The following is a 12,552-nucleotide window of genomic DNA, read 5'->3' as shown; positions in this document are numbered from 1 at the left end:
AAGACCACCCAATGTACATATCCATCAAGCCAGCCTCCCGCGTGCGCGCCATCAATTGGAACCGCATCGAGGACGACAAGGATCTCGAAGTCTGGAACCGGCTGACCGGCAATTTCTGGCTGCCGGAGAAAGTGCCGCTGTCGAACGACATTCCTTCCTGGGCGACGCTGACGGCGGCCGAGCAGCAGCTGACTATCCGGGTCTTCACCGGTTTGACCCTGCTCGACACGATCCAGAACGGCGTCGGCTCCATCAGGCTGATGGAGGATGCGGCGACACCGCATGAGGAGGCAGTGCTATCCAATGTCTCCTTCATGGAGGCGGTGCATGCGCGCTCCTATTCCTCAATCTTCTCGACGTTGTGCTCGACGCCCGATGTCGACGATGCCTATCGCTGGTCGGAGGAGAACGAATTCCTGCAGCGCAAATCGGCGCTGATCATTGAGCAGTATCGCTCCGGCGATCCCCTGAAGAAGAAGGTCGCCAGTGTCTTCCTCGAAAGCTTCCTGTTCTATTCCGGCTTCTACCTGCCGATGTACTGGTCGAGCCGCGCCAAGCTCACCAATACGGCCGACATGATCCGGCTGATCATCCGGGACGAGGCGGTGCACGGTTATTATATCGGCTACAAGTTCCAGCGCGGCCTTGAAACGCTCTCCGAAGAGCGCCGGCTGGAGATCAAGGATTTCGCTTTCGACCTCTTGCTCGAACTCTACGACAACGAGGCGCGATATACCGAAGCGCTCTATGACGGCGTCGGGCTGAGCGAAGACGTCAAGAAGTTCCTGCATTACAACGCCAACAAGGCGTTGATGAACCTCGGCTACGAGGCGCTGTTCCCGGCCGAAGCCTGCAAGGTCAATCCGGCGATCCTTTCGGCATTGTCGCCGAATGCCGACGAGAACCACGACTTTTTCTCCGGCTCCGGGTCTTCCTATGTCATCGGCAAGGCAGTGGCCACCGAGGATGAAGACTGGGATTTTTGAGACTTGATCGCAGTTTCCCCTTATCATTTGCCTGCCTGTCGACCACATACAGCGGAAATCGGATCCGGCTTTTGCCGGTGACGCGGCGTAACGGGAGTTTTTGATGTCGTCTTTTCCAAACAAGGTCGGGAGTGCCGTTGAGGCGGAGGAGGGTGTCTGGCCGATCCGCAGGAGACGGATTCTCGACTGGCTGGTGAACGAGACGCGCGGCGAGCGCTTCATCGACAATATCCTGGTCGAGATGTGCGGCAAGCTGCTTTCGGCAGGGGTGCCGGTGACGCGGGCGACGCTGCATTTCCGCACGAACCATCCGCAATGGATCGGCGCCCGCATCCTGTGGAAGGAAGGTCTGGCGGAGGCCAAGATCGACACATTCGCCTATGGCATCGAAAACACGCCGGAGTTTCTGAACAGTCCGATCAATGCGATCCATCAGGGTGCCGAGGAGCTGCGCAAACGGCTGGAAGGCGCAGCCGACGGCGACCTGGATTCATTCTATCAGGAACTGCATGACGACGGCCTGACCGAATATATCGCTTGGCCGATCGAACACACCTTCGGCAAACGGCATGTCGTGACATTTTCCACCTGCCGGCCGGGCGGTTTTGCGAGCGAACATGTCGATTTCCTGCGCGATCTCCTGCCGGCCCTGACCCTCGTCAGCGAAATCAGGCTGAAGAACATCATGGCGCGCACGCTGCTGCAGACCTATGTCGGGCCGCATGCGAGCGAGCAGATCCTGTCGGGTGTCACGACCCGCGGCAGCGGTGCGACCGTCGGCGCGGCCATCATGATCTGCGACCTGCGCGATTTCACGGCGATCTCGGATCTCTGGCCGCGCGACGACGTTATCCATCTTCTGAATGATTATTTCGATGCCATGTCGGACCCGATCGAACGGCATGGCGGGGAAATCCTGAAGTTCATGGGAGACGGGCTGCTGGCGATCTTCCCATTGGCCAAGGAAACGGCCTGCCTCGATCTGCTGGAGGCGATCCGCGAGGGGCAGGCGTCGATGGCCAAGCTGAACGAGGAGCACCTGCGCACGGGACGCGAACCGCTGCGCTACGGCGTCGGTGTGCATGTCGGCGACGTCATGTACGGCAATATAGGCTCTCGCCGACGGCTGGATTTCACCGTCATCGGCCCGGCGGTCAATGTCGCCTCGCGGCTGGAAAGCCTGACCAAGGAGGTCAAGCGTCCGGTACTCTTGTCGCGGGCTTTCGTCGAAATGGCAGGCTGCGCGAAAGACATGGACAGTCTCGGCACCTTCCCGTTGCGCGGGCTCGGAGAACCTGTCGATGTCTTTGCTTTCCCGGAGCGGTAGAGCATGTCGCGCAAAAGTGCGCAGCGGTTTTACGACAACGAACTGCGTAAAAACAAAGACCTAAAGCGTGGAGCGAATCTGAAAGATCGCGACACGCTTTAGGCGGGCTCAGACGCCTCGTTTGTTTCCCCACAGCAGCACGTGCAGCTGCGGCAGGACGCGCGGCGCAAACCATCCGTCGCCCGTCACCTTCTCGACAAGCCAGTGCATGCGATCCATCACGCCGTCGATATCGATGCGCGGGTCGTCGTCTTCGGGTGGGGGCGGCGTGTGATTGCCCGGCTGAAGGTACAAGGGAATATAGGGGTAGCGCTGGCCCACCTCTCGGGCGAAAGCATAATCGGGATCGTCGAAGACGACGACTTTCAGCACGATCTCCGGCCCGCCGGCTGAAAGCCGTAGACAGTCGTCGATCTCCCCCCACTCGGTTTGCATTCCGCTCGACGGCGGCTTGGGACTCAAGACCAGGACATCGAGATCGCGAAACCAGTTCCGCGCCACACTTCCCTGCGTTTCCAGCGCGAAGCGGTATCCCTTGGCATGACCGAGTTCGATCAGCGGCCCCAGGGGCTGGATCGCCGGATTGCCTCCGGAAAGGGAAACCGTCAGCGGTCTGCTTCCGGAAAGTCTTGTGACCTCCTGCCAGATCGCCTCGACGGACATCGGCATCCATTGATCCCGGAACACGCTATCGACTGCATGAAGGCTATCGCACCAGGAGCAGCGGTAATCGCAGCCGCCCGTCCTGACGAATACCGTCGGCAGCCCGATTAATGCGCCTTCGCCCTGTATGGTCGGGCCGAAGATCTCGCTGACGCGGATGGTCTCCGCGCTCATGGCCGGTACTCCGCCCAAGTTTTCGGCGTTTCGCTGACGCGGACGGACGAAGTCTCGGGAAAGCGCTGCTTGCACCAGTCGTAGAAATGCCTGGCCAGGAACTCGGAGGTGACTTTCGAATGACCGAACACGTCGTTCAGATGCCGATGATCGAGGGTCTCGTCGATATAGCGCTTGAGCGGCGAGAGGTCGTGATAGTCACGCACGAAGCCATCGTCATTCAGGGTTTCTGCAGAAAGCTCGACTATGACGACATAGTTGTGGCCATGGAGCCGGGCACATTGATGATCGGCCGGCAGGTGGTCCAGCTGATGCGAAGCGGACAGGTGAAACTCCTTGGTGATGCGGTACATCAACGCACCTCCGCGGCTGAATATTGCGACACCGCCGCTTTCCAGAAATCCCGGTCTTCGTATTCCGTCGGATCGGAAATGCCGGCGAGATGGAAAGCCTCGCGCCGTTCGACGCAGGTGCCGCAGCGTCCGCAATGAAGCCTGCCGCCCTTGTAGCAGGACCATGTTTCCGCAAACGGTGTCGCATGTTTCGCGCCGTCGGCCACGATCGCCGCTTTGGGAACATCGACATAGGGTGCAAGCAGTCTGACGCTGGCATAACCGTCCAGCGCTTCGTTCTGCATGTGCTGGAAAGCATCGATAAAGCCCGGCCGGCAGTCGGGATAGATGAAGTGGTCGCCACCGTGCACGGCGACGGCGACCGCATCCGCCTTTTGCGCGGCCGCCAGGCCGAAGGCGATCGCCAGCATGATGGCGTTGCGGTTGGGCACCACGGTGGCCTTCATGGTTTCCTCGGCGTAATGGCCGTCCGGAACGTCGACATTGTCGGTCAGGGCCGATCCGCTGAGATGGCCGCCGATGGCGGCGATGTCGATGATATGATGGGGGACGGCAAGGCGCGCGGCGCATTTGGCGGCGAAGTCGAGTTCCTTGCGATGCCGCTGGCCGTAATCGAAGGAGACGAGACCGATAAGCTGCTCTTCCGCTGCCATTCTGTGGGCAAGCGAAACGGAGTCGAGTCCGCCGGAGCAGACGACGATAGTTTTCATATTTTGGATTCCCTTGTTTTGACCGGGTGGGCTGCGACCGGATTACGCGGTGCTTTTAAGTCAAATCACGCGCCATGAAAACAGTTTTAATATGACGCCCTTCGATCCGGCGGGCTAACCGATCGGAAAGTTGATCTGCGGCGATAGCAGGAGGTGCAGATCCTCGGTGTCGGGGTTGTTAATGCGCTGCAGCAGTATGCGGCCGAGATCCTCTCCCGCCGCCGTCAGGTCCTCATGGATCGTGTCGACCTTAGGCTGCAATTGGGTGAGAAGGCGGGATGTCTCCTTGGCGACGATATCATAGTCGGCGGCGAGTGTGCGGCCGGCATCGCTCATGCCGCTGATGACGGCAAGCGCCGAAACTTCGCCGGGGCAGACGAAACCATCGGGAGCCCCCGGGGCGGCGGCGCGGCTGCGGATGAAGTCGCGCAACACATCCGCCGGAGTGTCGAGATCGACGATCTCGGGGACTTCGTATGCGATACCGGCCTCGCGCACCGCCGTCATGAAACCGTGCAGGATATGCTGGCAGAAGGTCAGCCGCTTCGGCGGCATAATCACCGCCACTTTTGTCCGGCCCTTCGTGATCAGCCGGCGGGTGGCTTCATAGGCAAAGGTGAAATTGTCGTAGTCGACATAGGGATGCGGTGTCGAAAATTCGGTGCGGCCGTGACAGATGAAGGGAAAGCCGGCTTCGAGCAGCAGGCGGACGCGGGCATCGAGCGGCTCGGTCCGCGTGAAAATCAGCCCGTCGGCAAGGTGGTTGCGGATGATGTATTCGGCAGCTTCGGCGTTGGTCGTCGACAGGAAGTTCGGGGCGACGACAAGATGGTAGGGCGTCTCTTTCAGCGCCTTGGCGATGCCGTACATGATCGAGGTGGTGAAACCGACCACCTCCTCGTGTGGATCGAGCAAGATGGCGACGACGTTGGTGCGGCCGGTCTTCAGACGCTGGGCGGCACGATCCGGGAGATAGCCGATCTCGCGGGCAATGCGGTGCACGCGCTGGCGGGTTTCAAGAGAGATCTGCGGCGCATCGGAGAGTGCCCTCGACACGGTTGTCACCGCAAGGCCGGCGATCGTGGCGATCGTTCGCAAGGTCGGCTTGCCGCGCTTGTGCGTGATATCGAGATTTTCGCCGCGATGCGGCCGGGACGGTTCGGTCACTCTAGGCTTTCCATGCTGGAATTGCCGATACAATAACACGATGACTCGGGCGAGCAATCTGGGAATGAAAACGTTTTAAATTTTAACGCTTTATTATCCAATTGGATTATTTGAATGTAATTCAATAGGTTATGGGAGTAATCATATTTTTCTCGAGAGTCGAGAAAGGGCTTGACGTCCAAAGGCTTATAACGTTTTAAATTGTTAACCGCGCGGAGGAGCGCGGTTTCATGCCGACCGCTGCAATGGCGGGATGCATCTGGTGGCGGGGAGGATCCTGCCGCCGATTTCAAACGGGAGGAAATTCATGCGCAAGTTCATGAGCTCGGCAGCGGTTGCTGTCGTGATGCTGGCTGGTTTGGGTGCGGCGCAGGCTGCCGACGTCAAGGAAGTACAGATGCTGCACTGGTGGACGTCTGGCGGCGAGGCGGCTGCCTTGAACGTTCTGAAGCAGGATCTGGCGAAGGAAGGCTTTGCCTGGAAGGACGTGCCGGTTGCCGGCGGCGGCGGTGATGCGGCGATGACGGCGCTGAAGGCGATGGTTGCGGCCGGTACTTATCCGACGGCCTCGCAGATGCTGGGCTACACCGTGCTCGATTATGCCCAGGCCGGCGTGATGGGTGACCTGACCGAGACGGCCAAGAAGGAAGGCTGGGACAAGTCGGTGCCGGCGGCCCTGCAGAAGTTCTCGGTCTATGACGGCAAGTGGGTCGCAGCCCCGGTCAACGTCCACTCGGTCAACTGGCTGTGGATCAACAAGGCTGTCATGGACAAGATCGGCGGCACGCAGCCGAAGAGCTTCGACGACCTGATCGCCCTGCTCGACAAGGCCAAGGCGGCAGGCGTCATCCCCTTGGCGCTCGGCGGCCAGAACTGGCAGGAGGCGACGATGTTCGATTCGATCGTGCTGTCGACCGGTGGGCCGGAGTTCTACAAGAAGGCCTTCAACGATCTCGACGAGGAATCGCTGAAGTCGGACACGATGAAGAAGTCCTTCGACAACCTGGCGAAGATCGTCAAATATGTCGATCCGAATTTCTCCGGCCGCGACTGGAACCTGGCGACCGCCATGGTCATCAAGGGTGATGCGCTGGTGCAGGTGATGGGCGACTGGGCCAAGGGCGAATTCGTTGCCGCCAAGAAGACGCCGGATAAAGACTTCCTGTGCTACCGCTTCCCCGGCACCGAAGGCAGCGTCATCTACAACTCCGACATGTTCGGCATGTTCAACGTCCCTGAAGACCGCAAGGCGGCGCAGGTGGCGCTGGCAACGGCAACGCTGTCGAAGAGCTTCCAGTCGGCTTTCAACGTCGTCAAGGGTTCGGTGCCGGCCCGCACCGACGTTCCCGACACCGACTTCGACGCCTGCGGCAAGAAGGGCATCGCCGACCTGAAGGCCGCCAATGAGGGCGGCACGCTGTTCGGCTCGCTGGCCCAGGGCTACGGCGCGCCTCCGGCGATCGCCAATGCCTATAAGGACGTCGTCTCGAAGTTCGTCCACGGCCAGATCAAGAGCTCCGACGAAGCCGTCACCCAGCTCGTCCAGGCGATCGACGACGCCCGCTAAGGGTCGTCGATGACAAGGCTTCCCCGCTTGTCTCGCGGGGAAGCTTCAGGCTCCGCAGCGATAAATGCCGAGCGATCCTGCGGGAAGGGAGATGATATCCATGAGCACAGTTGCCACCACCGATCCGGTTCTGACGCCGCGGCAAGCGACGCGGGTCTCGCTGCGGGGCCGGCTGCAGGATGCGCTGCCGAAGATCGTGCTGGCGCCGAGCTTCGTCATCACGCTGATCTTCGTCTACGGCTTCATCGTCTGGACGGCCTATCTCTCCTTCACCAATTCCAAGACCTTTCCGTCCTATGCGCTGACCGGCGCACGCGCCTATCAGCGGCTGTGGCGCTGGACCTTCGAGAACGATCCGCCGTCCTCCTGGTATACCTCGATCACCAACATGGCGATCTTCGGCTTCCTCTATGTCGGCATCTGTTTAGGCCTCGGCCTGCTGCTTGCCATCCTGCTCGATCAGAAGATCCGCGGCGAGGGCATCTTGCGACCGATCTTCCTCTATCCGATGGCGCTCTCCTTCATCGTCACCGGGGTGGCCTGGAAGTGGTTCCTCGATCCCGGCCTCGGGCTCGAACAGACGCTGCACCACTTCGGCTGGACGAGCTTCCACTTCGACTGGATCAAGAACAAGGACTTCGTCATCTATACCGTCGTCATCGCCGGTGTCTGGCAGGCGTCGGGCTTCGTCATGGCGATGTTTTTGGCCGGGCTTCGCGGCATCGACGGCGAGATCATGAAGGCGGCGCAGATCGACGGCGCCTCGCCCTTCCAGCTTTATCGGCGCATCGTCATTCCGCTGTTGCGGCCGATCTTTCTCTCCGCCTTCATCGTGCTCGCCCATATGGCGATCAAGTCTTATGACCTGGTGGTGGCGCTGACCTCGGGCGGGCCGGGCGGCTCGGCCTGGCTGCCGTCCAACTTCATGTATGAATATACCTTCAAGCGCAACGAGATGGCCGTCGGCTCGGCCAGCGCCATCATCATGCTGATGACGATCTCGGCGATCATCGTTCCCTATCTCTATTCCGAACTGAAGGAGAAGGCGCGATGAGCAGCCTCACCTCTTCCATCGGCACGTCGGCCGCAATGCTTTCGCAGAGCGGCGATAGCAGGACTAACAGCGCCCGCTGGATCGGCCGACTGGTCATCTACGGCCTGCTGGTGATCTTCGCCATCCTCTACCTGATGCCGCTCTTCGTCATGCTCGTGACCTCGTTCAAGACGATGGACGAGATCCAGGGCGGCAACATGCTGGCGCTGCCGCAGGCCCCGACCTTCGATCCCTGGGTCAAGGCCTGGGGCGAGGCCTGCGTCGGGCTGACCTGCGCCGGCATCAAGGGCTACTTCTGGAACTCGATCAAGATGGTGGTGCCGGCAGTAGTGATCTCCACGATCATGGGGGCGCTGAACGGTTATATCCTGACCAAATGGCGCTTCCCCGGCCATACGCTGGTGTTCGGGCTGATGCTGTTTGCCTGTTTCATCCCGTTCCAGTCGGTACTGCTGCCGATGGCGACGATCCTCGGCTCGCTCGGCCGCTTCGGCGTGACGCTGCAGAACGCCACCGGCTGGAATTTCGGCTTCGGCAATTCGACGGTCAACCTGGTCTTCGTCCATGTCGTCTACGGCTTGGGCTTCACCACGCTGTTCTTCCGCAATTTCTACGAGGCCTTCCCGACCGAGCTGGTGCGCGCCGCCCAGGTCGACGGCGCCAGCTTCTTCCAGATCTTCCGCCGCATCATGCTGCCGAACTCGCTGCCGATCATCGTCGTCACCGTCATCTACCAGTTCACCAATATCTGGAACGACTTCCTGTTTGCCTCGGCCTATGCCGGCACCGGCGACTCCATGCCGATGACGGTGGCGCTCAACAATGTCGTCAACACCTCGACCGGGGTGGTCGAATACAATGTCAACATGGCGGCGGCGATGATCGCGGCCGTTCCGACGCTCATCGTCTATATCCTCGCCGGCCGCTACTTCGTGCGCGGTCTGATGGCGGGCGCAGTCAAAGGGTAAGTCATGGCCTTCCTGGAAATCTCCGGTCTCAGAAAGCGCTTCGGTGCCGTCGACATCCTCAAGGGCATCGACATCGAACTCGAAAAGGGCGGCTTCCTCGTGCTGGTCGGCCCCTCCGGCTGCGGCAAGTCGACCCTGCTCAACACCATTGCCGGGCTGGAGACGATCACCTCGGGCGAGATCAGGATCGACGGCCGCGACATCAGCGGCCTGCATCCTTCCAAGCGCGACATCGCCATGGTGTTCCAGTCCTATGCGCTCTATCCGAATATGACGGTGGCGGGCAATATCGCCTTCGGCATGGAGATCCGCGGCGTTCCGAAGGAGGAGCGGGCCAAGGCGATCAAGCAGGTCTCCGACATGCTGCAGATCGGCCATCTGCTCGACCGCAAGCCGAGCCAGCTCTCCGGCGGGCAGCGCCAGCGCGTTGCCATGGGCCGGGCCTTGGTGCGCAATCCGCAGGTCTTCCTGTTCGACGAGCCGCTGTCGAACCTCGATGCCAAGCTGCGCGTCGACATGCGCACCGAGATCAAGCGGCTGCACCAGCGCATGGGCACCACCTTCGTCTATGTCACCCACGACCAGATCGAGGCGATGACGCTGGCGACCAAGATCGCCGTGCTGAAGGACGGGGTGCTGCAGCAGTTCGGCACGCCGGCCGAGATCTATAACAGCCCCGCCAATCTCTTCGTCGCCGACTTCATGGGCTCGCCGGCGATGAACCTGCTCAACGCCACCGTCGAGAACGGTGCGGCCGGGCTGGCCGTCTCGCTCGAACGGCCGAACGGCGCGCCGCTCAGGCTGCCGGTCGTCTCCGGCAATCACGGCCTGTCTGCCTATGCCGGCAAGCCGGTGATCTTCGGCATCCGCCCCGAAGCCTTGACCGATCCCGACGGCGCCGACCGCAAGGCGCGCTCGCTGACCGAGGACGATTGCCTGATCGAGGTGGTCGAACCGGCCGGCTCCGACACCTTCGCCGTCACCAAACTCGGCGGCAAATCCGTCGTCGCCCGCCTGCGCGCCGATGCCGGCATCGCCCCGGGACAGAACACTCGCCTTGCCTTCAATCTCGACAAGGCGGTGTTCTTCGATCCGGAAACACAGGCCAGGATTTCGTAAGTGGCGCGCCGCGCGTCTGATAACACGCGGCGCTCTATGCTCTCAGAAAATCGATTTCGATTTTCGGGCTATGCGTTAGGCGACGGCCGTTACGTTGAGGGTCACTGGCGCGAAGCGTTGGGAGACCGCTTCGACGGTAATTTCTCCCACGAGCCCCGTCGCTTCCAGCCAGAAGCCTGATGTGCCGCCCTGCAGCGGCACATTCGTCGGGCCGACGATCCTTGCGGGTCCATGCACCTTCAGCGAAATGCTGTCGTTCATGAAAGGCAGGCGCTGGCCGCACTGGTCGAGGGCGCGGATGATGACGCGGGTGCTGTCGCGTTCGCGAGTCTTCAGTGTCGAGCTGTCGGCGACCATTTCCAATGTCGTCGGCAAGGGATCGGCTGCCAGCTTCAGGCTGGCCACCGCTTCGCCGGCGATATAGCCGGTGAGGGTGCCGTCGATCCATTCCAGGCCCCAGGTGCCAAGCTCATCGGCGGTGAAGTGCCGGTGATCGAGCACAACAGGCGGATGCGGCAGATGCGGATAATTTTCGCGGTCCGGGCCGACGCGCTTGCTGAGCGCGCCATATTGCAGCTCCACCTCGTCACAATTGGTCAGGATGATCAGCGGCAGCACGCCGCCGATATTGCGCTCGCCGCGCGCCCAGAAGGTCGCCGGCTTCATGACGATCTCATCGGAAGGATCGCACTGGCTGATATAGGCAAAGGCCGCGAATTTCGGTTCGCGGAACATGTCCATGACGCCGTGATAGCAGATGCGGTCGCCGGAGCCGAAATCCTTGTGGGTGTTGTAATCGAACATGCACCAGCCGATGGCGCCTGAAATATCCGGATCGCCGTAGGCGGCGTTCAGCACTTCCAGGTGACGGCGCACATGCTCGGCCTGGCGCTGCTCCTGATCGTAGATCTTGGTCGGGTGCATATGGCCGTTGAACTCGGTGATGAGGTACGGCACCTTGTGCGACAGTCCGGTGTTTTCCTGCTGGGCGCGCAGGACGGTGCGGGGTCGGTTGGCGCCCGGCAGCTCCTCGTTGCCGAGGATGAAATCGTTCATCGTGTAGACGTCTTCAAGCAGCTCGCTGTCCGTGATGTAACGCACGCCGCCGGTCTGGCGGGTGCTGTCGAGTTCGCGGGCCAGCCGGTTGGTCTCGACGTAGAAATCGTGACTGTCCTGGGATTCGTTGATGCGCACGCCCCAGATGATGATCGACGGATGATTCCAGTCCCGCTCGATCATGCGGCGGACGTTCTCGATCGATTCCTTCTGCCAGTCGGCATCGCCGATATGCTGCCAGCCAGGAATCTCCTCGAAGACCAGCAAGCCGATCGCATCGCAACGGTCGAGGAACCATTTCGACTGCGGATAATGCGAGGTGCGGACGATATTGCACTTCAGCACGCTCTTCATGATGTCGGCGTCGCGCTCCTGGGCGGACCGGCCGGCGGCATAACCCACATAGGGGAAGGCCTGGTGGCGATTGAGGCCGCGCAGTTTCAGCGGCTTGCCGTTCAACAGGAAACCTTCCGTCGTGAATTCGGCGGTGCGGAAGCCGAACCGGGTGGAGAGGCGGTCGGAGCCGTGCTCGGTCCTGACTTCGACGGTAACCTCATAGAGCGTCGGGTCGGTGATGTCCCAGAGCGCGATGCCGGTGAGGCCGCCGAAGGAAAGCGTCGTGCGGTCGCCGATCGTTTCGGTCGCTGCGGTGGCGATCACCGTGCCGTCGGCCTGTTTCAGCGCGGCGGTGACGGTCGCCGAGAAGCTGCGGCCCTCGGGGTTGGCGAGATCGACGCGGATGCTTGCCGACTTATGAGGAGCGAGAACGTCAGCCGTTTCGATCTTGAGATTACGGATCGAAACCGGGTCGGTGACCTTGAGCCAGACGTCGCGGTAGATGCCGGCATAGGTCAGATAATCGATGCGGCCGCCGAAGGGCGGGATCTCAGGGTTTTCGCTGCCGTCGATCTTGACGGTCACGAGGTTCTCGCCCTTGAGGAGCTTGCCGGTGAGGCGGGCCTCGAAGGGTGTATAGCCGTCCTTATGGGCGATGATCTCTTCGCCGTTCAGGTAAACGACGCTGTCGGCCATGGCCGCGTCGAAGACGAGGGAAACCTCGCGACCCTCGAATTCCGGCAGCCAGCGCAGCACCTTCTGATAGGTGAAGGCGCGCTGATAGCTCTTCTCATCGAAATAGTTGAAGGGCAGTTCGACAGCGGTGTGGGGCAGGCTGACCGACTTGGCGGCATCGAAGCTTTCGAGCAGGCGCTGGCCGAAGCCCTCGTGGAAACTCCAGCCCTCGTTGAAGGAAACGACGGAACGCATCTCAGGCTCTCCCGGTCGTGGCGTCAGGAGCCGTGCGGCGCCCCTTGGTGCGTGGAAATCGGATCATCGGGTACTCCTCCTTGATGCAATGAGGTGCGAGCGCTCCAGCGCGTCACATCAAATCTGATTCATGCGACGCGCT

The 12,552-nt window shown here is 61.1% G+C and carries 11 protein-coding genes; 6 read left to right on the top strand and 5 right to left on the bottom strand.

Annotation, left to right across the window (positions count from 1 at the left end):
* Nucleotides 1-11 precede the first annotated feature (11 nt).
* Entirely contained in the window at nucleotides 12-986 is a 975-nt protein-coding gene (gene nrdF, locus AMK02_RS18855) for a class 1b ribonucleoside-diphosphate reductase subunit beta (RefSeq protein ID WP_064805169.1), read from the top strand.
* 103 nt (nucleotides 987-1,089) lie between these two features.
* Nucleotides 1,090-2,313, top strand: a complete 1,224-nt coding sequence (locus tag AMK02_RS18850; protein ID WP_064805167.1) for an adenylate/guanylate cyclase domain-containing protein — start codon at nucleotides 1,090-1,092, stop codon at nucleotides 2,311-2,313.
* Nucleotides 2,314-2,421: 108 nt separating this feature from the next.
* On the opposite strand, the gene queE is transcribed toward AMK02_RS18850, so the two are convergent.
* The 4 genes from queE to AMK02_RS18830 all read right to left on the bottom strand — a co-directional run bounded on the left by queE (nucleotide 2,422) and on the right by AMK02_RS18830 (nucleotide 5,380).
* A complete protein-coding gene (gene queE, locus AMK02_RS18845; protein ID WP_064805166.1) occupies nucleotides 2,422-3,150 on the bottom strand; it encodes a 7-carboxy-7-deazaguanine synthase QueE in 729 nt (242 codons plus the stop codon).
* Nucleotides 3,147-3,503: a 6-carboxytetrahydropterin synthase QueD gene (queD, locus tag AMK02_RS18840; RefSeq protein WP_064805162.1), complete on the bottom strand. Its 357-nt coding sequence runs from the start codon at nucleotides 3,501-3,503 to the stop codon at nucleotides 3,147-3,149. The genes queE and queD overlap by 4 nt, the downstream gene beginning before the upstream one ends.
* Entirely contained in the window at nucleotides 3,503-4,213 is a 711-nt protein-coding gene (queC, locus tag AMK02_RS18835; RefSeq protein WP_064805160.1) for a 7-cyano-7-deazaguanine synthase QueC, read from the bottom strand. The genes queD and queC overlap by 1 nt, the downstream gene beginning before the upstream one ends.
* Before the next feature lie 114 nt (nucleotides 4,214-4,327).
* Nucleotides 4,328-5,380, bottom strand: coding sequence for a LacI family transcriptional regulator (locus AMK02_RS18830; RefSeq protein WP_064805156.1), 1,053 nt, complete (start codon nucleotides 5,378-5,380; stop codon nucleotides 4,328-4,330).
* Nucleotides 5,381-5,687: 307 nt separating this feature from the next.
* Between AMK02_RS18830 and AMK02_RS18825 the strand changes: the two genes are divergently transcribed.
* The 4 genes from AMK02_RS18825 to AMK02_RS18810 all read left to right on the top strand — a co-directional run bounded on the left by AMK02_RS18825 (nucleotide 5,688) and on the right by AMK02_RS18810 (nucleotide 10,088).
* The gene (locus AMK02_RS18825; RefSeq protein ID WP_064805154.1) at nucleotides 5,688-6,947 is read left to right on the top strand and encodes an ABC transporter substrate-binding protein; all 1,260 of its coding nucleotides are present in this window, start codon (nucleotides 5,688-5,690) and stop codon (nucleotides 6,945-6,947) included.
* A 100-nt stretch (nucleotides 6,948-7,047) separates the two neighbouring features.
* Nucleotides 7,048-8,001, top strand: a complete 954-nt coding sequence (locus AMK02_RS18820) for a carbohydrate ABC transporter permease (RefSeq protein WP_064801952.1) — start codon at nucleotides 7,048-7,050, stop codon at nucleotides 7,999-8,001.
* Nucleotides 7,998-8,969, top strand: a complete 972-nt coding sequence (locus AMK02_RS18815) for a carbohydrate ABC transporter permease (protein WP_064805152.1) — start codon at nucleotides 7,998-8,000, stop codon at nucleotides 8,967-8,969. The genes AMK02_RS18820 and AMK02_RS18815 overlap by 4 nt, the downstream gene beginning before the upstream one ends.
* A gap of 3 nt (nucleotides 8,970-8,972) precedes the next feature.
* Nucleotides 8,973-10,088 (top strand): ABC transporter ATP-binding protein, encoded by a 1,116-nt coding sequence (locus tag AMK02_RS18810; RefSeq protein ID WP_064805151.1) that lies wholly within the window; start codon nucleotides 8,973-8,975, stop codon nucleotides 10,086-10,088.
* Between the two features lie 75 nt (nucleotides 10,089-10,163).
* Here the strand turns inward: AMK02_RS18810 and AMK02_RS18805 are convergent, their stop codons facing one another.
* A complete protein-coding gene (locus AMK02_RS18805; RefSeq protein ID WP_064805149.1) occupies nucleotides 10,164-12,410 on the bottom strand; it encodes a glycoside hydrolase family 2 protein in 2,247 nt (748 codons plus the stop codon).
* Nucleotides 12,411-12,552: the final 142 nt, after the last annotated feature.

The sequence above is a fragment of the Rhizobium sp. N731 genome (assembly GCF_001664145.1).
GTDB classification, from domain to species: domain Bacteria; phylum Pseudomonadota; class Alphaproteobacteria; order Rhizobiales; family Rhizobiaceae; genus Rhizobium; species Rhizobium esperanzae.
The sequence above is the reverse complement of the archived record's forward strand: the minus strand, read 5'-3'. Positions and strand labels throughout refer to the sequence as shown.